Origin of the sequence: Marinimicrobium sp. LS-A18 (genome assembly GCF_000463525.1) — a bacterium.
Classification (GTDB): domain Bacteria; phylum Pseudomonadota; class Gammaproteobacteria; order Pseudomonadales; family Cellvibrionaceae; genus Marinimicrobium; species Marinimicrobium koreense.
The window spans coordinates 712,147-735,038 of sequence record NZ_AWEP01000006.1 but is presented as its reverse complement, the minus strand read 5'-3'; the positions used below and the strand labels follow the sequence as shown (position 1 = coordinate 735,038).

The 22,892-nt window shown below is 59.6% G+C and carries 16 protein-coding genes; 6 read left to right on the top strand and 10 right to left on the bottom strand.

From position 1 onward, the window contains the following. Nucleotides 1-116: 116 nt before the first annotated feature. Nucleotides 117-404, bottom strand: coding sequence for a type II toxin-antitoxin system RelE/ParE family toxin (locus N645_RS0114280; RefSeq protein WP_024462192.1), 288 nt, complete (start codon nt 402-404; stop codon nt 117-119). After that, on the bottom strand, nt 367-690 hold the full coding sequence (locus N645_RS0114275) for a type II toxin-antitoxin system RelB/DinJ family antitoxin (RefSeq protein WP_024462191.1): 324 nt from the start codon (nt 688-690) through the stop codon (nt 367-369). Before N645_RS0114275 ends, N645_RS0114280 begins: the two co-directional genes overlap by 38 nt. A 286-nt stretch (nt 691-976) precedes the next feature. On the opposite strand from N645_RS0114275, the gene N645_RS17600 reads away from it, so the two are divergent. From N645_RS17600 to N645_RS0114260, 3 genes are all read left to right on the top strand, one after another. After that, nucleotides 977-2,416: a UPF0149 family protein gene (locus N645_RS17600; RefSeq protein WP_081666186.1), complete on the top strand. Its 1,440-nt coding sequence runs from the start codon at nt 977-979 to the stop codon at nt 2,414-2,416. 110 nt (nt 2,417-2,526) lie between these two features. Next, nucleotides 2,527-2,694: a hypothetical protein gene (locus tag N645_RS18215; protein WP_193744991.1), complete on the top strand. Its 168-nt coding sequence runs from the start codon at nt 2,527-2,529 to the stop codon at nt 2,692-2,694. Nucleotides 2,695-2,824: 130 nt separating this feature from the next. Next, nucleotides 2,825-3,484, top strand: a complete 660-nt coding sequence (locus N645_RS0114260) for a DsbA family oxidoreductase (RefSeq protein ID WP_024462189.1) — start codon at nt 2,825-2,827, stop codon at nt 3,482-3,484. Nucleotides 3,485-3,502: 18 nt separating this feature from the next. On the opposite strand, the gene N645_RS0114255 is transcribed toward N645_RS0114260, so the two are convergent. The 4 genes from N645_RS0114255 to N645_RS0114240 all read right to left on the bottom strand — a co-directional run bounded on the left by N645_RS0114255 (nt 3,503) and on the right by N645_RS0114240 (nt 10,570). Then, complete coding sequence (locus N645_RS0114255) at nt 3,503-4,411, bottom strand: MOSC domain-containing protein (protein ID WP_202960802.1); 909 nt, start codon at nt 4,409-4,411, stop codon at nt 3,503-3,505. A 343-nt stretch (nt 4,412-4,754) separates the two neighbouring features. Further along, entirely contained in the window at nt 4,755-8,324 is a 3,570-nt protein-coding gene (locus N645_RS17195; protein ID WP_024462187.1) for a PVC-type heme-binding CxxCH protein, read from the bottom strand. Nucleotides 8,325-8,432: 108 nt separating this feature from the next. Continuing rightward, nucleotides 8,433-9,563: a Gfo/Idh/MocA family protein gene (locus N645_RS0114245; protein ID WP_024462186.1), complete on the bottom strand. Its 1,131-nt coding sequence runs from the start codon at nt 9,561-9,563 to the stop codon at nt 8,433-8,435. Between the two features lie 155 nt (nt 9,564-9,718). After that, on the bottom strand, nt 9,719-10,570 hold the full coding sequence (locus N645_RS0114240; protein ID WP_024462185.1) for a sugar phosphate isomerase/epimerase: 852 nt from the start codon (nt 10,568-10,570) through the stop codon (nt 9,719-9,721). Between the two features lie 102 nt (nt 10,571-10,672). On the opposite strand from N645_RS0114240, the gene N645_RS0114235 reads away from it, so the two are divergent. Together N645_RS0114235 and N645_RS0114230 are read left to right on the top strand one after the other, a co-directional pair. Next, nucleotides 10,673-11,413: an AraC family transcriptional regulator gene (locus N645_RS0114235; RefSeq protein WP_036161879.1), complete on the top strand. Its 741-nt coding sequence runs from the start codon at nt 10,673-10,675 to the stop codon at nt 11,411-11,413. A gap of 159 nt (nt 11,414-11,572) precedes the next feature. After that, nucleotides 11,573-12,175: an energy transducer TonB gene (locus tag N645_RS0114230; RefSeq protein ID WP_024462183.1), complete on the top strand. Its 603-nt coding sequence runs from the start codon at nt 11,573-11,575 to the stop codon at nt 12,173-12,175. A gap of 97 nt (nt 12,176-12,272) precedes the next feature. On the opposite strand, the gene N645_RS0114225 is transcribed toward N645_RS0114230, so the two are convergent. The 4 genes from N645_RS0114225 to N645_RS0114210 form a co-directional block, all read right to left on the bottom strand. Beyond that, a complete protein-coding gene (locus tag N645_RS0114225) occupies nt 12,273-12,794 on the bottom strand; it encodes a cytochrome b (protein WP_036161450.1) in 522 nt (173 codons plus the stop codon). A gap of 30 nt (nt 12,795-12,824) precedes the next feature. Next, a complete protein-coding gene (locus tag N645_RS0114220) occupies nt 12,825-15,362 on the bottom strand; it encodes a glycoside hydrolase N-terminal domain-containing protein (RefSeq protein ID WP_024462181.1) in 2,538 nt (845 codons plus the stop codon). Between the two features lie 148 nt (nt 15,363-15,510). Beyond that, nucleotides 15,511-17,118 (bottom strand): glycoside hydrolase 43 family protein, encoded by a 1,608-nt coding sequence (locus N645_RS0114215; RefSeq protein WP_238559262.1) that lies wholly within the window; start codon nt 17,116-17,118, stop codon nt 15,511-15,513. 107 nt (nt 17,119-17,225) lie between these two features. Beyond that, a complete protein-coding gene (locus tag N645_RS0114210; protein WP_193744990.1) occupies nt 17,226-20,792 on the bottom strand; it encodes a TonB-dependent receptor in 3,567 nt (1,188 codons plus the stop codon). Between the two features lie 364 nt (nt 20,793-21,156). Here N645_RS0114210 and N645_RS0114205 point away from each other — a divergent pair, with 364 nt between their 5' ends. Further along, complete coding sequence (locus N645_RS0114205; protein ID WP_024462178.1) at nt 21,157-22,881, top strand: glycoside hydrolase family 43 protein; 1,725 nt, start codon at nt 21,157-21,159, stop codon at nt 22,879-22,881. Nucleotides 22,882-22,892 lie beyond the last annotated feature (11 nt).

Here is a 22,892-nt window from a genome sequence, read left to right as displayed (position 1 = left end):
GAACGGCTTTTCTGTCTAGCCAGTACTTTACAGGATTGGATTTTCCGGTACCAATGCCGAAATAGGAAAAGCATATTGAACACGGAGGGGGATTTTCAGCTTCGGCTTCTAACGCTCTACTCCGGCGTCGAAGGCCATTGTTGCGCGGCATGTAACACTCGCAATACACGCGGTGCAATCGCATCCTCTTGGTACACAACGACATAGTTCGCCAGTACGACCAACTCCCGGGTTCCTTCAACTCTGCCCAAGCGGCCCGATTGTGGGAAGTGTGCTAGCTGGCCGACCTTGGTGTTAATGTCGTCCAAGACCTGCAGCGCAGCCACAGGGTTATCGTCTGATATGTAATCGACAATGTCCAAGAGATCAGCGCGAGCCAGCGCCGACCAGTGTATGTCGGTCATTACTCTGCTTCCTTTCAATTACAGCCCGGGCTTCATCAATAACCTGTTGATGAGAGTTTCCTGGACCAGTGTCCGCCAGTGCCTCCAAGACCTTCTCCCGAAACCAGAGGTCGTGAGCCTTTTCATCGGTCGTAAGGCCTGCGGGCAAGCCCCCTTCTTTGCAGACACGAGTCAATAGAATACGGACGGCGTCCGACACAGTCAGGCCGACATCGGCCAGTTTGTTCGCCGCATCCGCCTTGAGTTTGTCGTCCACCCTAACATGCAGCATCGATGTATGGGCCATAAGCGCGACCTCCAGAGCATAAATACACCCTATTTTGTATCTCAAACGAGATACAGTCAAGCCAGATTAGCCCGGTACTGTCCGGAATGTGAGCGAGTGCCGGGTTATGCGGATACGTATCATTGGCCGGTTATCGTCGGCATTCAGCTCAACATATGAGCCGATTAGTTTCGATATTCGGCTCAAAGGCCAGTTTCAACCATCGTTCCACGTCGCAGGCGCCGTAGCGATGGGGTAGCATTACGGTTTGACGCTACACACCCACTCACTGACAAACCGATTCGTTATGCCAACTCCCAGAATGTTCGTCCATGTCGCCGCCACCAAAGCGCTGGAAAAATGGCTGGGTGGCACTTTTGACCGGCTGCCCAGCCCGGATGGTAAGCGGGTGGGTACCCAGCCGTTGATCACCAACGCTGATCTGGTGAGTTGGCAGTGCCATGTGATCGAGAATCGGCCCGGCAGTGGTCTTTACACAGCCATAGCGGTGGAGGCCCATAGCCGCTTCACGCTGTTGCTTCCATACCGTCAGCGCCCGTCCCCGGAGAAGTTCTGGGTGGATCTGGTCGAGGCCTGGGTCGGCAACCTGTTTGAGTTGATGGTCGAGGGTGGCTTTGTGGACGACGATCAGTTTGAACAGGTAGTGCAGAATTTCACTGAGCGCGCCGCCGGCATGGTGTATGTCCGCAATACGGACCCGAGCGTGAACGGCCATGTCACCGAGGCCGAGCAGTGGGTTCGGGAGACCCTGGCGCACGAGCAGTTGGCGCAGCTCGACCCGGAGCAGGCGTTTGCCCTGGGGCGTTACATCAGCGACCTGCCCAAAACCGCGAAGAACCCGGAGGGCAAAAAAGAGCGTTTCGACCCGGTGCCTCGGTTTATGGACGATGGCCTGTACCGCTTTGGCAGTGGCCTGGCGCCCCATCCGTTCGTCGATACGCCCGAGGGCGAATTCCCCAATCCTTATGATGAGGCATGGGACTACGATTTGGGCGGCGATCTGGCGGCCGAATTTGCCGCAGAGCTCGACGAGCTGCCAACGGGGGACGTCTACAGGCCTGTGGATCGCGGGCTTCCGGCGAAGGATATGGCGTTTCTGGCCCAAGTGTTGCGCGACTACGGTACGCCGGCGTCTCTGCCCAACATCAGCGCACTGGATGGGTTTCTGACATCCATTGCCTCAAGCCCGGAGCCGGTTATGCCCAGTCAGTGGATAGGCGCTCTCTGGGGCGGGCCCGAGCAAGAGCCAAACTGGTCCTCGGAGGGTGAATTCGAGCGTTTTTTTGGCCTGGTGTTTGAGTACATGAATAGCATCATCCATACCCTGATTGATCAACCCGATGAGTTCTACCCGGTATTCAACGAACCTCAAGAGCGTCAGGACGTGTATGGCGTAGAAGACTGGTGCACCGGTTACACCCGAGCCATTATGGCCGCCGGCGATGCGTGGGAAAGTCTACCGGAGGAGTACCTCTACTTTCTCGGCCTGATCAACGTTTTCGGAACAGGGGAGATGTTCGAACAAATTCAGCACGAAAGCCCCGAAAGCTTACCGACTTTGGCGAACACCGTACCGGTCGCCGCCCGTCAGTTGCACGCATGCAGCCTGGAGTTGCGTGCCCCACCTCCCTCTGCGCAGCCGGTGCAGACGGGTCCAAAAGTGGGGCGCAATGACCCCTGCCCTTGCGGCAGCGGTAAGAAGTACAAGAGGTGTTGTCTGCATTGAGCCCGAGACGTGCGTGGCACCATTTTCAACGGTTTCGGAGTCTGCGGCGAGACACTTTAACACCCCGAATGCTATAATTAACTGAGTTGAGCCATCTTGGGAGTACCTATATGGTCCGCAAGTCCACGTCTACCACCAAAATCACCGTATCCCGGTCCCGTATTCAGAGAGCGGTGGCCAGCTCGAGCGCTATCGAGACCGGTGAAGGGACGGAGGCTATCGAGAAACGCCTCAAGTCACCTACCCGCCGTTTCACCGAGCTGACGCTGGCATCCTGACGCCGCGTCAAGGCCTTTACTGACTCTCCACACGCCCCTTATCAAGCGCTCAATAGCCGCCATCCCGAGCAGCCTGCACCGTATCCCGCCTCTGGTACACTGAGTCATCAAATGTGTCGCGGAGTACCCCATGAAGCACCTACATATCGATATCGTGTCCGACATAGCCTGCCCTTGGTGTGCCATTGGCTATGCCCGGCTGGACCAGGCGAAGCGGGCGCTGGCGGGGGAGATCGAGTTTACCGAGCAGTGGCGTGCGTTTGAGCTGAATCCGGACGATGACGCCCAGCCAGAGCCGATACTGCCGGCACTGGCGCGCAAGTACGGTCGGCCGGAGGCGGAGATGCAGGCGGCCCAGGCAGAGATGATGGGCATTGCCAAGTCGTTGGGGCTCAACTTTGAGAAAATGCAGGAACGCTATACCTGCAATACCTTTGATGCGCACCGGCTGCTCAAGTGGGCGGCGCCCCAGGACAAAGCCACGTTTTTGAAAAAAGCCCTGTTTGAGGCGTATTTCGGCCGTGCCGAGGATGTTTCAAAACCCGGCGTATTGATCGGTTGCGCCAAGGCCGCCGGGCTGGATGCCGACGAGGCGCAGCGGATCCTGGAGAGCGACGAGTTTGGGCAGGCGGTGATGGAGGAGGAACGCAGTTACCAGAACGCCGGGGTGACGGCGGTGCCGGCGTTTGTGGTCAATCAGCGTTATCTGATTTCCGGGGCGCAGGAGGCCGACACCCTGGTAGAAGCCTTTCGAACCATGGCGCAAGAAATGGACAGCAACGCCCAGTAGCGCTCACATCACGGCCCACTACTTGATTGGGCCGTTGTCAATAAACACGCGATCTCCCACAGTAATCTGACCACTGTCGGTGACATCGCCATAAATTCCGAGGTTTTGATCGGCCTCGCGGACAATCGTCCGCAGTATACTGGTATCCGAACCAAAGCCCTGCTGCGCTCGCACAACCGCGCCGCACCGGGGAGCGGGTTCGGAGCACTCTATTCGCGCACTACCTATTCTCAGCGCCTTTCCCAACCAGGCCTGTTCGGCCAACCCCGTCATGCCCGGTGGTGTTTCAATCACCAGATTGGGACGGAACCGTTCGATATCCCAATCGGCCTGGGCATTCAGCTCCGCCAGGTGCACCAGACTCGCGGTAGAAACGATGTGAAACGGAGAGACCAGGAAAAAGCTTCCCCGCAGTGAAACATAGTTTTGTGTTTCCTCGGGGAGTTGGTCCAGCGCTGGCAACGGCTCACCCGGCTCGCGTTCGAAGGTTGCTTTCAGTTCCTCTAGCCAGGTGTGATCGTCCGCTTTGTATCGACGGTAAAAAGCCTCGTCGCTGGCCGGGCGCAACCGCTGTAAACGGCTCTCGTGCCCGAGCAATGCCGAGAGACGTCGATCTGTTTGAGGATCGGTCGCGGACAGGCGGGAGCCGTCCGGGAACTGAATTTCGATGGGGCCGTCGAGCGTCTGCGGGTTTACGGTTTGGGCTCGGCACTGGAGGAGCTGTGGCCGGAATTTGCAACTTTGAATTTCCTGTCGAGCCACGTCCTGCACCGCCATGACGCGATCCCCCGGCACCCCCATTGGGCCCAGCTGGACCGACTCGACGTGCTCTCCCGCCATCCCCTTGATGGGATAACGCCAGATGGCTTTTACTCTACCGATATCGATCACGTCGTCTCCCGTTCGGCTGTCTTCAGAGGTGCCCACACTGGAGGTGCACCGCAATAAGTCATACGCCGCCGGGTGGTGTACCATTTTGGCGCATTGCGAGCACAGGTCGATTCATCGTCGCCAGTGCCACTCAGCACTCGCGTCGAGCACTCTCATTATGGCAGGGAATAAGCAGGAACCAGGCCAACAACTTTCGGGAGCTGATATTGAGTGGAGTCGGATTATGCCCCTTGCGGGGCTAATCCGATCTACGGGCTATCGGCTTGGGTAACGGCGGATGCGCTTCGCTTATCCGCCCTACGCAACCTCCGCAGTACCCGTAGGGCGGATCGGTCCGACGCTTCGGAGCCGTAGGCGCATCCGCCGGAGTTAGATTGAACTACTCTTCGCCATCCAGGGTTCGGATGTAGGTGACGACATCCTTCAGAGCCTGCTCATCCGGCAGGGTGTTGGCGAAGGTGGCCATTTGTTGGCCGAGCGGGTCGCGTGGGTCGCTGCCGCGGGCGCCGGAGCGGTAGTTCTGCAATTGATTCAGCAGGTACCAGTCCGCCTGGCCGGCGAGTGCTGGGGCGCCGAGTTCGCGATTGCCCTGCCCTTCGGCACCGTGGCATGAAGCACAGACGGCGTAATGCTGCTCACCGGCGCTCGCGTTGCCTTCGACGGTGGCAACGGTTTCCCGTCTTTCCAGCTCGCTCAAGTAACGCGACAGATCAGCGATCGGACGAATGGGCTCAGACTCGCTTTTCAGAAACTCGAGCGCCGCACGCATCGACATGCCGTTCGGGTCCCGGAAGTGGGTACCGCGCACACCGGCGTGGAATTTCTGCAGCTGGGCCTGGGCGTACCAGTTCTCGATGCCCGCAATGGGGGGCGCTGCCTGAGCGCGATCGCCGCCGGCGTCGCCACCGTGGCAGCCTGCGCAATGTTGCTGGTAAAGCGTCTCCCCTTTGGAGGCACTGCTCCACTGTCGGAAGCTCGGCTCAAAACCGTGTTTTTTGTGGTACTCGGCATAAGCCTCTTCCTCGACCTGCCCGAAGTTCAGGTCCAAGCCAGGAGAGCGCAGTTTGAGGGCCATCTGCGATTCGCTGTCCAACTCGTCAACCACGGTCTGAAAAGCAGCCAGCTCGGCATCGCTGGGCTCGGCGCCGCGGTCGCGCCAGAGATCCAGCACCGCCAGGCTCATCAACCCGAGGCGTCCGGCGGGCAGCGCCGTCCAGTCCTTCAGGGTGTCAGTCAGATCGTCCGCTTCCTCAGCGAGAAAACGTTTGGCCAGCAGGTACTCGGGCGTGCGTTCGGGGCTTTCAAAGTTTTCCAGAAAGCGACCCTGCACGGTAATGTCCGAATCATTCAACGCCTTCCAGTAATGAGCGTCGTTATTCAACGCCGCGAGACTGAATGCCTGAGCGCTCCACTCATCGACCGGCAGCTCGGTGCGCAGACGCAGCAACTGCTCACCCGCCTGCTCCGAAGGCGCCTGCTCGGCCAGGGCCAGCATTGCCCAGAGCCGCGCGCGCGGTTCTTCATCGTCAATAGACTCGGCCGCCAGCGCCAGATCCGCCGGCGCGGCGTTTTCGACCAATGCCTGTACCGCGTTTTTGCGGGTGGCGCCGGACGGATGGCGCAAGGCGTTACGTACGGCCGTGTCCGAGGCTTCGTCGGTGACGGTAAACGCTCCCAGGCCGTGTAGCGTCCAGATGGCATGAATCGAAGCCACATCCAGGCCCAGTGAATCACGATCCGGGTTGCCGGTCAGTATGGCCCGCAAGGCCGGTATGGCATCGGTGCGCTGTTCGGTGACCAACAGGCGCTGGGCGGTCATGCGCCAGAACATGTTGTCGTTGGACAGGGTGTCCACCAATGTTTCAGTGTCGGCGTTGCTCAGATCCAGCGGCTCATACTCGGGGGCGTCTTTGGCCACCAGCCGGTAAATCCGGCCCCGCTCCCGGTCCCGCAGCGGGTTGACGTGGGCATTGCCTTTGCCTTCTTCGGCATCAAAACCGGCGGATTCTTTGGAGGGAATCGGGTTGTGCTGGATGATGAAGTTGTACCAGTCGGCGACCCACAAGTGTCCGTCGGGGCCCACGTCCATCTGCACCGGCGAGAGCCACTCATCGGTACTGCTCAGAATCGAACCACGGTTTTTGGCTTTGTACCCGACGCTATCGGGTTGCGCGTCGATAAAAAACTGACCGAGCAGATGTGCGGTGGGCTCGCCCATAAAGGCGCCACGATTCCAGAATTTTTCCGGGAAGGTTCGCGCCGTGTAGAGGCTCAGCCCGGAACCGGCGGTGTAACGGCCGTGAAAGTCCACCTGGAGGAAGTTATAGGTAGAGGGGAAGATGTTGGGGAAGTCGTAAGCCTGGGCCGCCAGCCCGGGAACCACGTCTTCATCTTTACCGTAAACGTAGCTGCGCCACAGAGGCACATGGAAGACGGGGGCATTATTGGCGGTGGAGCCGAACACCTCGAAGTCTTCACTGAACGACAGGCCCCAGGTGTTGTTATTGAACTGGCCGATCGGCTCGATATCGGTGCCATCCAGGTTCATCCGGTAGACGCCATTCTGGAAGGATTCACCGCTTTCATCTTCCGGTGCTTCAGAGTAGCCGACCGCGCCCCAAAGGCGATTGTCGTGGCCGTATTTCAGGTTCGATGGCCCGGCATGGGTGTCCCGGGTGCCCCAGCCAGTATTGAATACTTCACGAACGTCGGCTTTGTCATCACCGTCCGTGTCTTTCAGGAACAGAAAGTCCGGCGCCTGGGATACCACAAAACCGCCGTTGAGCGGGGTAATGCTGGTGGGCACGCTCAGCTCCTCGGCAAACACTTCGCAGCCATTGGCCCGGCCGTCGCCGTCGGTATCGACACACATACTGATACGATCGTTACCTCGGCCGTCTTCCGCCTGATTGTTGGGGTAGTCGACGGACTCCAGCACGAACAGGCGACCCTGCTCATCCCAGGTAAAGGCGATGGGGTTGACGATATCCGGCTCACTGACAAACAACTGCAATTCAAAGCCTTCCGGCACCATGGTCAGGGCCATGGAGTCTTCCACGCTGAACGCTTTCTGGAATTTCGGGGCCGGCTCAATACGACGGTAGTTGGGAATGGTACCCGCTTCTTCATAGGCGGCTTCGGGCAAGGTTTCTACCAGCGCGCGGTTGGCTTCACGCTTCTCCTCGCCCACGGCCCAGAGGATGCCACGAATCAACAGGTCGTGAAATTCAGGCTGACCCCAGGTGCGCTCATCGTGACCATAGGCGGTGTAGAACACCCGGCCTTCACCCTGCTCACGGGTCCAGGTCCAGGGCTCTTCCTCGCGCTGCATGAGCACGGTGCGGTTTTCTTCGTTGTGATCGGCGTGAACGTAGGTTTCATCCCAGGTTTCAAAGGTCTGGAAACCTTTCATGATCGGATGGTTTTCCTGCCCCGGCGCGATGGTCGCGGTGAATTCACCGGCACCGTGACTCTTGAAGCGTCCACCGACCAGATCGACAAAGGCGTCGGAATGGCCGAAGCAGGCGCTGGCACTGTGGACCGGCAGGAAGGCGCCGCCTTCCTCCACGAAGCTCAGCAGTGCCGCTTCCCGCTCGGGGGACAGTTCGTTGTAGTTGGCGTACAACATGACCGCATCGACGTCCTCCAGCCCTTCCTCGCTCAGGCGATCCAGATTTTCCACGTACTCCATGAAAATCTTTTCGCGGCCCAGCGACTGGTTGAACAGGGGCGCGTTACGGTAGGACATGTGGATGCCGTCGCCCTCGCGATGGCCGTGGCCAATGAACAGCAGATTGATCACACCGTCTTGCGACGCCTCGGTAGTGCTGGCGACCGATGCATCGCGATCGCCGCTTGAGCAACCGATGGCCGGCAGTAACAACGCCGACAGGATGACCGTGCCCAGCCGGGACCGCCACGCGGCCCATTGTTGTTCGAATTTATTCATATTATTACCGTTATTTCACTGTGTTGGTATCAGGCTGCCCGGCGCGTGACCGCCACCGGGCAAACCGGTCTCTATGGATTATTGTTTTTCTGGGTTCTCGATGAGGCGCTACTCCACCTCAAGCGCAAACGCCGGCATGGTCTTCACTTCGCCACCGGCCATAGCGGATTCGTGGGCCAGAATACCCACACAGGTAATGTTGGCGGACTCCACCACGTTCGGGTAAGCGTTATAGCCTTCGAGCACAGCGCGAATGAAGTTGTGCACCAGGTGCGGGTGCGAACCGCCGTGACCACCACCCTGGGTGAAGCTCAGGTGTTCGTGCTCTTCATCGTACACGCCCTGGCCGGTGAAGGACTGAATTTCTTCCGGCAACAGGTGAGCGTAATCCGGCACCTTGACGCGCTCGGGCACTTCCGGCTCGGGCTTGCCCCGGGTGTGCATGACCGGGTCTTCGCCCTCGATCAGAGGCCACTCATAGGACTTCTCTGAACCGTACACATCGAAGCTCTCGCGATATTGGCGAGCGGTATCGTACAGGGAGCGATAGATGCGGGCACCCACGTCCGAGTCCTGCATCTGGATGTGGCAGGATTCGATGGCGAAGGGCGAGCCGTAAATGCCGGCAAACTCGTCGCGGATTTTGCCGGAGCCGATGCACTGCACCTGGCTGGCCAGCTTGCGCTGCAAACCGAGCACCGGACCGACGCAATGCGTGGCGTAGTGCATGGGCGGCATCCCCTCCCAATAGCTGGGCCAACCGTCCATATCCTGCTGGTGACTTGCCTGCAGGAACTGAATGCGACCCAAGTCGCCCCGGTCGTACATTTCCTTCACAAACAGATACTCACGGCTGTAAACCACGGTTTCCATCATCATGTAAACCTTGCCGCTGGCTTTGGTGGCTTTCACGATGCGCTCACAATCTTCCACGCTGGTGGCCATCGGAACCGTACAGGCCACATGCTTGCCCGCTTCCAGGGCCATGATGCTGTGCTTGGCGTGATCGCCAATCGGGGTGTTGATGTGCACCGCGTCCACATTGGGGTCGGCCAGCATGTCTTCATAGGTGGTGTAGCGTCCGCCGGCGGGCACATCGAACTTGTCCGCCAGCTCGTTGAGGCTCGCTTCGTTGCGCTGGCACAGGGCCACGACTTCGGCATTCGGGTGCGCCTGATAAATGGGGATGAACTCGGCACCAAAGCCCAGTCCGACCAGTCCTACTTTCAGCTTGCTCATAATCACTCTCCTGTCTAATGCTGTTACTCAGAATGTCGTTGCTAATTCGTCATGCGCCGAGAGGTTTCAACCTGACCCGTCAGGTGCGCTTTGCTTACCTGACCTACGCGGCGCGGATTTCTCGTTCTCGTTAACGTAGCGTCAGGTCATCAGAATCAGATGTGTGCCCACCAGTCGCGCAGGAAGGCGATCCCCCGGCGCGCGAATTCGTCCTGGTTGGGAGCAAAGCGGCGCCAGATGCATACTGCCTCGGCGAGACTGGACGCGTCCGGTGAAAAGCTCTCGATCGACAGCTTGCCGTCATAGCCCACGCTGCGCAGCCCCTCGCGCAGCCCGGCCCAATCGCTGTTGCCCTCACCGGGAACGCCCCGGTGACTGTCGGACACCTGCACATGCACCAGTTTGTCACCGCACTGACGGACCGCGTCGAGAAAATCGGTTTCTTCGATATTCATATGAAAACTGTCCAGGGCGATGCCCAGATGCGGGCTGTCCACATCGGCCAGCATGCGCCGGGCGTCGGCCACAGTGCAGACCATATCGGTCTCGAACCGGTTGAGCGGCTCAAGGCCCAGCCGGACACCGTGTTCACCGGCGGTGCGGGACAACTCTGTGAGGCTGCCGACGGACCGTTCCCACTCCGCTTGACGCAGCGCTTCGGTCGACAGTCGGGGCTTGGCCACGGGGGCGTACAGGGGGCCGACCAGTACCTCCGATTCAAGGCCCTCGGCCAGTTTCAGGCAGGAACCGAAGTAATCGAGGGCTTTTCGTCGAATGGCCGGGTCTTCGGCACTGAGATCGCGCTCACCTACCACCGCCGAGCAAACCACCGCATCGAGGCCCAGATCACGCAACACGGGCCGAAGCTCGTCCACCGCATAGTGTTCGGGGTCTTCAACCGGAAACTCGACAAAGTCGAAGCCCAGACCGGCGATCTTCTCCAGAAGCTCCACCTGGTCACTGGTAAAGGGCGATGTCCAAAGCCAGGTGCTGGCGCCAAATTGCATAGCGGTACTCCCCATTCATTAGATTTATTACTGGGACTCATGCTAGCGCTATTGAACAGCCGCGGCTTGTACCTTGTCGTAAAAAAATTGTATTATTTCGACATGAATGAATTCGATCCCTGGCTTGCTCAGCTCGACCCCCGATACTCCGCAGGGCGGATTTTCGAGTTTATGCCCAGCGTGCTCTACTTCGTCAAAGACCGCGAAGGGCACATCATGACGGGCAACCAGGCCTTTGCCGAGCGCTGCGGCTGCGCTTCCGCCGACGAACTGTACGGCCGCCGGGATGACACTCTGTTTCCGCTGTATATGGTGGAAAAATTTCGGCGGGATGATGCGACCGTTTTTGCGACCGCCGAGCCGCTGCATGATCTGATTGAGCTTTTCCCGACCCGTGAGGGCCTACCGGAGTGGTGCGTCACCCACAAGGTGCCGCTGTTTGACCGCGAAGGCGGTGTGGTCGGGCTGTGCGGTATCGTGCAAAGCTACGAGCGCATGCACGATCACCCCGAACTGCCGGTTTTTAAAGTGGTGGAACACATCCGCTCTCACTACGCCCAGCGCTTGAACATCCCCGAGATTGCCGAACAGTTCGGTTTCTCCCAGCGCCAGCTGGAACGCCGCTTTATGGAGACCTTCGGGGCGAGTCCGCGGGAGTATATTATCCGGCTGCGGATCCTGATTGCCTGCGAGCACCTGCGCACGAGCAAGGCGCCCATTTCCGATGTGGCGCTGGACTGCGGGTTTTACGATCACAGCAGCTTCATTCGCCACTTCAAACGGATGCTGGGCGCGACACCGCTGGCTTATCGCAAGCACCACAATGGATCCGCCGCACTGTAATACGCGCACCGGGTAGATACCGGATTTTTTATAGCGAATCAGTGGTTCAAACCTCGGGAATATTTCCAATTCGTCTTTGCTGGCGTAATAACCGCGAACTAGGCTTACAGTGAAAGTGGGAATGATTCTACTTTCTCATGGATCAAGGAGATCAAGCCTATGCGCGCTTCCCATGTCTATGCCCCACCCATGGCCCTGGTGACCACCTTCGGCCTGCTGTTACTGATGTACTCTCTGATCAACACCGACTTTGAACTGCCGGTAGTGACCGACCCTCCGAAAATCGAACCGGTGGTCATGGCCAAGCCGGAGCCCATTGAAGCCATCATCGAAGCACCCACCCGACCAGAACCTCCCGCCCGGGCGCCGGAGCCGATCGCCGAGCCGGTCGTGGAGACACAGGTGACCTCGGTCACCGAGGTCAGTGTTGCGTTACCCTCGCTGTCTCGCACTCAAACCCTTACGGTTTCCACCGGCGGTGATCTGATGGCCGTCGTCAAGGTCGCACCACAGTATCCACGCCTGGCGGCAACTCGCGGTATCGAGGGGTTCGTGACGGTGGAATATACGGTCACCGCCACCGGAAGAACGGCCGATGTGGTGATTGTGGAAGCAGTCACCACCGAGGGCCAGACCACATCGGTATTTGATCGGGCGGCCATTGCCGCGGCGGAGCAGTTCAAGTATCAGCCACGAGTACAGGACGGTGTGGCGGTGGACGTACACGGTGTACGCAACCGGTTTGTGTTTGAGCTCAATTGAGAGTCTGCCCCACGTTCAGGCGCCACCGCACCGGTGCCCTACGCGACTCCGATTGTAGGGCACCCATGTCGTGTCGATGACGTGGGGTGGGCGCGGCTCAGCGCCACATTCTGGGCAGAACGTCGATTGCCCCTTCGCGTTTACGATGCCAGACGGCCATAGCGATGTGGCCGACAATCAGGGCCAGGAGTGTCCAGCCGAGAGAGCCGTGCAGTAAGTTACCGGGCTCCACCAGAAATTCAATTTTCCCTTCAAAACCACTGAATAACGGAATACCGAAAGGTTCAAACGATCGGCCGGAGCCATATTGGCGCAGCAGTCCCAGGGTGGGAACGATCAGCAGCAGCGCATACAACGCAATATGGCCGAGGGTTGCCAGAAGGTTGACTGACGGGGGCCGACGCGAGAGGTTCAGCAGCGCCCAGGTAATACGCGCCGCGATGAGCAACAACAGGAGCACCCCCAACGGTTTATGCGTTCCCCACATAAACTGCTCCACCGCGGTATCTTCCATCAGGACCCGAGAGCCCACGGTCAGGAACTGCCACAGGATCAACACGGCCATTCCCCAGTGGAAGAACCGGGTTACCTTGCCGTAGTGCTCTTTACTGTCAAACATCGCGTCGTTCCTCAAAAAGCCCGTGTCCGATCAACGACGGAAATGATACATTTCGCCGCGCTCTGTTACCACTTCCACCAATTGACTGGGCGCCACGTCCACCGGTTGCACCGCCTCGGGTTGGTGAATGATGGGCGGTTTGATCACCGGGACCTGCAGCAGCGGATTGTCGCTCGGTGCGCCCTCCCGGACCGGCTCCAGCGCGAAGTCACCGGCCGGTGTCAGCTCCGAGTGCACGCGCAAGCGTAGAGGGCCGCCCAGAGTCGAGCGGACACTCAGTTCACTGACTTTGCCCTCACGCCAGCGCATATCGATGATAAAGCCACCTCGGGTTACCAGCCCTTTGACGTCACCCTCCGGCCAGGCATCCGGCAGCGCCGGCAACAGGTGAATGGCGCCGTCGTGGCTCTGCACCAGCATCTCCGCGATGCCTGCGGTCACGCCGAAGTTGCCGTCGATCTGGTACGGCGGGTGGGCCGCAAACATATTGGCGTAGGTGCCGCCGGCCTCAAACTGGGCGCTGTCCTCGGTGACCAGTTTGATCTGATCGGTGAGCAGTTTGTAGGCGCGGTTGCCATCCTGCAGGCGCGCCCAGATACCCACTTTCCAGCCCATGGACCAACCGGTGGACTCATCCCCGCGCATTTCCATGCTGGTGCGCACGGCACTGAACAGCTCCGGGGTGCGGTAGGGCGAGATCTGGTTGCTCGGATGCAGGCCGTACAGGTGGGAGACATGGCGATGCTTGTCTTCGGGGCTGTCCCAGTCCTGCAACCATTCCTGCAGTTGCCCATGCTGGCCGATCTGCATGGGAGGCAACCGGTCGCGCAACTGTCTCAGCTCCGCTGCCAACTCCGCATCCTGCCCCAGCACCTCGGCCGCTTCCACAACCAGAGAGAAGAGGTCGAAGACCAACTGGTTGTCCATGGTGACGCCGGCGTCGATGGCGGCCTGCACCCCGTCATCCCGGTGCAGGTAATCGTTCTCCGGGGAATTACTGGGCACCAGAACCAGCCAGCCGGTATCCGGATCTTCCGTCATTACGCTGGCGTAGAAGCGCGCCGCATCGCGCAGAATGGGATAATGCTCGGCGAGGAAATCCCGATTGCCGGTATGGTGGTAACGGTAGCCAATATGCTGGCTGAGCCAGGCGGCGCCGCCCAGCCACTGGCCCCACATATAGGCTCCATCCACCTGGCCGGTAATGCGCCAGATATCAGTGTTGTGGTGCACCATCCAGCCGTCGGCGTCGTACAGTTCCCGCGCGCTTTCCCGACCCGTCACCGAAAGATCCTTGAGCATGCCGAACAGTGGTTCGTGCAGTTCGGACAGGTTGGTGGACTCGGCCGGCCAGTAGTTCATCTCGGCGTTGATGTTGAGGGTGTACTTGCTGTCCCAGGGTGGCGTCAGTTGATCATTCCAGATGCCCTGGAGGTTGGCCGGCTGGGTGCCGGGCTGGGAACTGCTGATCAGCAGATAACGGCCGAACTGAAAGTAGAGCGCCGCCAGGTGTGGATCCTTCTGCTCACGGAAGTTCGCCAGGCGCTGGTCCGTGGGCTGGTCCTCCGCTGGCGCCGGCCCGAGGTCCAGGGAGACGCGATCGAACTGATCCCGATAGGCGGCGATGTGGGCCGAGCGGAGTTCCTCGTAAGAACGGCGCAGGCCGTCGGCCAGGTGCTGCTCGGCTCGGGCCGTCGGGTCCGCGGACACATCGTCATAGCGGACAAAGTTGCTGGCCATGGCGGTGTAGACGGTCACGCTGTCGGCGCCGCGAATTCGTAACCCGGTATCGGTGCTATCCAGCGTGCCGCCCTCCAGAATCGGATTGACCAGTGCGGTAAAGCGGATTTGTCCCTCCACGCCCTCGTGGTCACCGCCCTTGCCTTCCACTCGCAGGCGCTGGTTGTCCACGGAAACGCTATGCTCCATGGGGCTGTTGAAACCCAAGTCCAGATCCAGTTTTCCGGCCTCACTGGCGGTCCATCGGGTCACAATGACGGGGGCGGACAGGGCGGCGAACGTCTCCCGCTGGTAGGTCACGCCGTCGACCTCGTAGCGGACCTGCGCCAACGCCTGACCGATATCCAGCGTGCGACGGTATTCATTGGCCTGCGCCGGGTGTTGCGGATCGATGACCAGATTGCCCACGGTCTGGTAAGGCATGCCATCGTGATGAGACTTGATGTGCTCGTCCGCGTAGGCCTGGGCCTCCTCGTGGCGGTTGGCGAGCACCAGTTCCGCGACTTTTTCCAGATGGGGCTTGAGCGAGGGCTTGACGTTATTCTGCGGGCCGCCGGCCCAGACGGTGTCCTCGTTCAGCTGCAACACGGCATGATCCACCCCGCCAAAAACCATGGCACCGAGGCGACCGTTACCCAGCGGCAGCGCTTCGGTCCAGGCCTCGGCGGGCCGGTCGTACCAGAAAGTCAGCGGCTGGGCGTCCACCGCCACCGTATCCGGGGATGTGGTATCGGTGGGCTGACAGGCCGTCAGCAGTGACAGTGAGACGATCCCCAACCCTTTAAGTAAGGTCGGACGATGCAGGACGGACAACAGACGATTGAACATGGCAACTGACTCAGAGGTGGTTTGTTATTGGGGGTAAGGGAAGACTACCGCAAATCGCACAATTTTTCATATAGAAATATAGTTTTACTTGTAATCTATCTGGGCGGCCTTGGCCGCCCGGCAACTCATGCAGGGCGGCGCTAACGATTCATTCCACCCGGTAATAATCAAAGGCGGCCCGACCGCCAGTCTGCTCGGTGGCGTAGCTGAACAGGGCGAAGCGGTAGCCCATGAAATGGGGCAAGGTGTATTCCATCGCCAGGGGCTCGCCGATTCGGGTCCACTGTTCCTGATCCAGACTGTACCAGAAGCTGGCCTGATCACGCTGGCCCTCGAAGTCAGCCCGGATCTGGAGATACACGATGGACTGAGTCAGCGGAATGCGCGCCTGCACCTGTTCCTGCTCGGAGTTGCCGCTCACCATCACCAGCGCGCGACCGCTGTCAGTCTGCTCCACACCGACAAACCCGTAATTGGCCTGTAGTGCGGCCAGACCGGCCCGGTCACCGAAGCGCAGTTCGGAGACATCCAGAGCAGCCGTGGCCCGGGATTCGGGGCCGAAGGTCCGCTGGGTGAGCGTATTGCGGGTATCGAGCAGCCCAGAGTCCACGCGCTGATTGGTGAGGGTCAGATAGCCGGGTTGCTCGGTGACCGACCAGCCCCTGTCATTCGGGTTGTGATTCCACTGCCAGGCGAGCTTCAGATCGGCATCGGAGGCATAATCAAAGTCATCCGAGGCCACGATGTTGTTCAGCCCATCACCTGTGGCGACGATGGGCAACCGCTCGGGCACCTGGCCGTCAATGCCGTACTCGGGCCAGCCGTCCCGCCACTGCACGGGGACCAGATAGGGAATGCGCCCCACCGCACCAAAATCGCGAAACAGAAACGCGTACCAGTCCCCGTCCGGGGTATCGATCAGGCCGCCCTGGGCAATGCCCCGGTCTTCCAGCACGATGCGTCCTTCATAGGGCCCGGTGAGCTGCTCGGCCCGATACACCAACTGGGTGCGCATACCGCCGGCGGGCCAACTGATCAGATTGAGGTAGTACATGCCGTCTTTACGGGTCAGTTGCGCGCCCTCGGAGGGCACCCAGAATTCATCGCCCGCGATGGATGAGGCTTTTTCAATGAGTGTGGTGCGCAAACCATCGGGTTTGACCGCGGTGGCCTCGGCATTGAGTTCGACCAGATTGATGTCATCGTTGCCATAGATCAGGAACACCCGCCCCTGATCAAACACCAGTGAAGCGTCGTGGAAGAGCTCATCAATAGTAGCCCGCTCCCAGTCACCGTTTTCAATATCGTTGGTGGAAAAAATATACGTCTTGCCGGTGTGATTGGCGAAGGTGCTGACGTAAAAGCGCCCCTGATGATAGCGAAGACTACTGGCCCAAGAGCCCTGCCCGTAGGATTGCTCGCCCTGGCTCAAGGTGGATTCGTTGCCGTCCGACAGGATGTCATAGGCATAACCCAGCAGCTCCCAATCCACCAGATTGTGGGATTTCATGATGGGCAGGCCGGGGTTCATGTGCATGGTGGTGCTGCTCATGTAATAGGTGTCGCCCACACGAATGACAGACGGGTCCGGCACATCGGCCCAGATGAGCGGGTTGCTCGCCCGTTGATCCGGCGACGTCGATGAGACACTTGCATCGTGCGCGCCGCGCTCTGACTGACCGAGCGTACCGGGCGGCCCACTACAGCCGGACAACAGCATCAAGGCGGCCATGCCCATGGGTTTTATCCAATTCACGTTATTGACCTCTTGTTGGTTATGTCGACTATAACAAAAAGGCCCCGGGGCGGGGTCAATCACCGCGTCCGGGGCAAGGCTCCTCGCAGGGGAGAGTTACGAACCCATCAATACCGCATGCGCAACCCCAGAGAGAGGCGGCGATCACTCTTGAACCAGGCGGTGGGTACCTTGTGGTTCGGGTAGTCTTCGTGATCGGAGCCGCGCACCTGTTGCAGCAGGTTGGTGGTGGTATCGAGGATGTTGCTTGCCTGCAGGCTCACTTCCAGCCCATCCGTCAGGCGGTAGCGAATGGAGGCATCCAGGAAGCCCTGATCGCTCTGCCACACCGGCAGGTTGCAGCAATCGTTCGCGGTCACCAGATACTCCGAGCGCCAGTTGTACGCGGTGCGGAAGGCGAAGTCGCCTTTTTCGTACATCAGCACCAGGTTGTAGGCGTCCTCGGACATACCCTGCAGTGCATCGGTTTTCACGTAGCGTTCGGCATCGGCGTCCACCGCGCCGCCAGCACCATCGTAGTTGGTGTTTTCAATGCCCTGGTTGTAGATTTTCGTGTAGTTGGCCTGAAACCCGATACCGTCCCAGGGCGAGGGCAGGAAGTCCAGGAAGCGCTGGACGTTCGCCTCGTAGCCCCAGACACTGGCACCTTCGCCGTTGACCGGACCGTTGATATACATATCCCGGGTGACGCCATTGTTGGTCACCGGTACCACGGTGGTGCCGTAGGTGATGTAGTTTTCAAAGTCCTTCTGGAACAGGTTGACGGTAAACATGCCAGCGCCGTCGAAGTAATACTCGAAGGTCGCATCGTAGTTATCCGCCGTGATCGGCTCCAGGTACGGGTTACCGGTATTGACCGAGTAACGAGGTCGAGCGCCGGTCAGACGGCCCTGATCGTCATAACTGAGTTCCGGGCTGGGCGTACAGTTGGGCACCGATTCCACCGAGTCGGTTTCCTGATTGTAGGTTTTGCACTGGGCGGAGTAACCCACATCAATACCCGGCTCGTTGATGTTGGCGGCGTAGCGGAACATGCTGAAGTCCGGTCTCGCCATGGCCTTGGAGTAGGCAAAACGGACAATCACATTCTCCGTCACATCCAGTTTCAGGTTCGCACTGGGCAACAGGTGGTAATGGGTTTTGTCACCGACTACGGGCGCAATGGTGCCGTCGTGAAACGCCAGGTCCTCACGGGACCCTTCAATGTGCTCGGGCAGATACACCTTGGCCGGGTTGTCGATGATGTTGCCGTTGCCATCATCCACCGTGTCGGGCATATCCGGCACCTGTTCGTTGTGCGCCTCGGCACCGATCAGGTAACAGCCGCTTGAATAAGGCGTGGACGGCGGCGCCGTGTTGGGCGCATCGGGGTTATCCTGATTGCCCTCGGTCAATTCGTAACACTCCAACTGACTGTCAGTGAAGGAGCCGTAATTCACACTGCCTTCGCTGCGGGTGTTGGTTTCCACGTAGCGTACACCCACGTTGCCCGACACACCGATATCGGTATTGAACAGCGTGGCCGCCGGCCCTCCGTAGTTGACCATGACGTAAGCGGCATGCACTTCTTCTTCCACCGTGAGCGTCTCGCCGGGCGTAAAGCAGGTGGAGTCGCCATTGGCATCCAGAACTTCCTGACCCCGGGTGGGCCCTTCGGCGGAGCAGATTGGATAGAACTGACCGATCCCCAGGTTGCGGCGATCAAAGTACTCATTCACCCGGGCCGGATCACCCAGGACTTCCGGGTCGATATAGAGGAACTCGGTGGAGTCCATCACGCCGCCACCCATGTAATCCGTGGGGAAGGCCCGATAGGTCAATGATTCCTCGGGGTCAGGGTAGCCGCCAAAGAAGGTTTCCTGCCCGGCATAGGTGACCGAATCGATGGGGTCGGTTTTGTCGGCGTTGAAATAGGCCGCACTTTCCCAGCGACTGGTGATGCCACGGAAGTTCCACGCTTCGCGCACGAGTTGCTCCCGGTTGACCGTGCGCGCACCGAAGGCGATCGACTCCACCCAGTCGGTGCCGTTCAGGTCGTACTCACCGTCCGCTTTGAACGCCAGAGACTCCCCTTCACTGGCACTCTTGTGGTCCTGAACCCAGGCGTAATTCCAGGAGTTGGGGTTCTGTAGCCCACCCTCCGAGAAGTTGACGTTGAGCGGATCCCGGTATTCGACAAAGGGAAGCTCCCCGCGGAAATCGGCGTACATGCCGGTATAGCTCTGCAATGCGCCAGCGGTACCATAGCTGTCCCGCGTGGCATCGACATATTGCAGGTCGAAGTTGGCGCGGAATTGGTGAGTGGGTGCCCACTTGATATTGATGGACGCATCCTGGGTCATGCTTTCGCTGTGAATCTGCCGGGAATTGGTTTCCATCCCGACGGCCCGCTGGTCGTAGGGCTCCTCACAGTATTCCTCAAGATACTCCTGAGAGGTGCCCCAGCCACAGCCGGTGGGATTCATCAGGGGGATGCCTTCTTCGTTCACCCCGAAGGCGGCCGCCTCTTCTTCACTGCCACCCCACCAGCCCGGTCCGGCGGTGGGCTCACCGGCGAGAAAGCTGCGATCCTCTCGAAACATGAAAGTCTCCCCGGGCATGGGGTAGGTACCGTCGGGCCAGTCCGCAGGAATGACATGGTCCGCCGGTTGCCCCCACAGGGCAAACAGGAAGTTCAGTGCACTGTACTCGGTGTTCAACTGCTCGTACTCCGAGCGGTTGAACTGGAAGGTGGTCACGATTTCTTCATCGGGACTCTGCCACTGGGCGGCAAAAGCACCACCGGTGCGCTCCCGCTGGTACAGGTTGTCCCGGGCGGTGATAAAGGTGGGCACATAGGTCTCTTCCTGAGTGGGACGGACGGTGCCGTCGGGCAGGGTTTCCTCGAAATAGCCCGGCTCGTGAATGCCCATACGCCCGAGGTATATGCCCTCGCTGCGGGTATCCAGACGGGAGGTGGCAATCTGCCCCAGCAGGCCAAAGTCACCCAGAGCCGTTTCCCACCGGTTGCTGTACAGGCCAGAGACATTGGGGTCGAAGGAGTCAGCCACCTCGCTGTAGTTGACCTCGGCGGAGCCGACCAGCATTTCGCCATCAAAGTCGAAGGGCACACGGGTGTGCAGATCCACCACCCCGGCGATCCCGCCTTCGATCAGGTTGGCGCTCTGGTTTTTATACACATCCACCCGGCTCATCAGCTCCGGCGATACGTCTTCCCAGCTTAGCCCCCGGGAGCTGTCGGCGGAGAAGGTATCCCGGCCGTTGAATTCCGAGCGCACATGGTCCAGGCCGCGGATCACCACGCCGGAGGGTTCAGCAGAGAAGTGCTGGGTGTCGTTGTTTGCGGCGAAGCGGGACACGGTGATGCCGGGCAGCCGCTGCAGGGCCTCGGCCACCGATTTGTCCGGCAGGGCGCCGACGTCGACCGCCGTCACCGAGTCGACAATATTGGTGGACTCACGTTTGATGTCCCGTGCGGTCTCCAGTGAAAGCCGCGCACCTACCACTACCAGCTCCTCCATGGAGGGCTGTGCCGGCGCGGCCTCTGACATCGACGGCTCGGCTTCGGCCCCGGACACCTCGTCGGTCTCTTCGTCTGATTCCTGCGCATAGCCCGGGTGTGCGACGGCCGAAAGGCTCAACGCCAGCACACTCGCACCAAACAGTCTGAACAAGGGTCGTCTTTCAAAGGGAACTTCCATCGCTAGTACCTACCTTGCGTTTTATGGTTATCGTCTGGCCCTCAGGCCACCGCGCATACGGTAGAAAATTCCGCCAGCCACCCTGAGCCCCCGAAAGGGAAGGAATTGAGTGAGGCGACAAAAGGCGTTATAGTTATTCGTACCATATGTGATTATTATATTATTGTCAGATGGATAACCTTCACAGCCGCAAGTGGCTGAAATACTTGCACTTTGCAGAAATTATTAGCATTTCTGTCATATTTTTTAGGTCAAAACGCTAGATTACGCGCGGGATCGGGAGTCAGAACAGCCCACTGAAATCCGACTCTTCATCAGGATAACGAGGACTTATAGTATGAATAAACTGATAAAAGGCTCACTGTTGAGTGTGTTTGCCCTCCTGGTCGGCTGCGACTCCACCAGTGACGGCAGTCCGGACGCGGCTTCATCGTCCCCGGAGGCCAGCGCATCCGAGAGCACGGCGTCGGCCACAGCCGCCCAGTTCAGCCGGTTTACCTACGAGGGCCAGTCCCAGGAGCAGGTCGAGGTGGGCGAAGGCGAATTCCGCAACCCGATCATTTCCGGCTATGCCCCCGACCCCACCGTGGCGCGGGTGGGCGACGACTATTATGTTGTCACCTCGTCGTTCACCCACTTTCCGGGGCTACCGATCTACCACTCCAAAGACCTGGTCAACTGGACCCAGATCGGCAACGCGATCGACCGGCCCGACCAGTTTGATTACAAAGGTCTGGAAGTGTCCCGGGGGATTTTCGCACCGGACATCTCCTTCCATGAAGGCACCTACTACCTGGCCTCCACCTGTGTGGATTGCGGCGGCAACTTTGTGATGACCGCCGACAGCCCGACCGGCCCCTGGTCGGACCCGCACTGGCTGGGCTTTGAGGGCATCGACCCCTCCATCCACTGGGACGACAGCGGCAAGGCCTACATCCTGAACAACGGCGCCCCCAATGAGGAGCCCCGCTACGACGGCCACCGCGCCATCTGGATTCAGGAGTTTGACTGGCAGAACCTGACCATGGTTGGTGAGCGGAAGCAGCTGATCAACGGCGGGGTCGACATCTCCACCCAGCCGGTTTGGATCGAAGGGCCGCACATCATCCAGCGCAACGGCTACTACTACATCACCGCGGCCGAGGGCGGCACCAGCGTGCATCACTCCCAGACCATTTTCCGGTCCGACGACGTCTGGGGCCCCTACACCCCCGCCGAGCACAACCCGATCCTGACCCAGCGCGACCTGGACTTTGAGCGGGACAACCCGATCATCGCCGCCGGCCACGCCAAATTCGTACAGATTCCCAATGGCGACTGGTGGGCCACCTTCCTGGCGATCCGCGCCTACGACAATGACATGTTTAACATTGGCCGGGAGACCTTCCTGTTGCCGGTGCGCTGGGAAAACGATTGGCCTTATATTCTGCCTCAGGGCGAGCGCATTCCCTTTGCCCTGGAAAAACCGGAACTGCCCGAACAGCCCACACCAAATCCGCCCCAGTCGGGTGACTTTGGCTATACCGATGAATTCGATGGCGACCAATTGGCGCTGGGCTGGATGGGTGTTCGCGACCCGGACAGCGGCGTTTTCCATGACGTGAATAACGGCACGCTCAGCCTGAACTGTCAGAATGGCCTGGGCGACCTGGACTCGGTACCCGCCTTCCTGGGTCGGCGCCAGCAGCACCACATTGCCGACCTGTCCACCACGGTGACCTTTGATCCCCAGGCCGATCAGGACCGGGCCGGTCTAGCGGCGGTGCAGAACGATGAAAACCTGATCTTCCTGGCCATCACCCAGGACGGCGGCGAAGACCAGGTAGCGCTTTACCGTCGTCAGGGTTCGACCGAAGACACCCTGGTGAATGCGGCCGCGCTGTCGACCACCGAGAATGTGGTTCTGTCTATGGCGTTTGATGCCGGGCAGATGAGTGCCCATTATGAGGTGAATGGCGAGCGTCACACCCTGGCCGAAGGGGTGGATGCCACCAACCTCAGCACCAATGTGGCCGGTGGTTTTGTGGGCACCCTGATTGGGCCTTACTGCACTCGTCAGTAACCTGTGTGAGC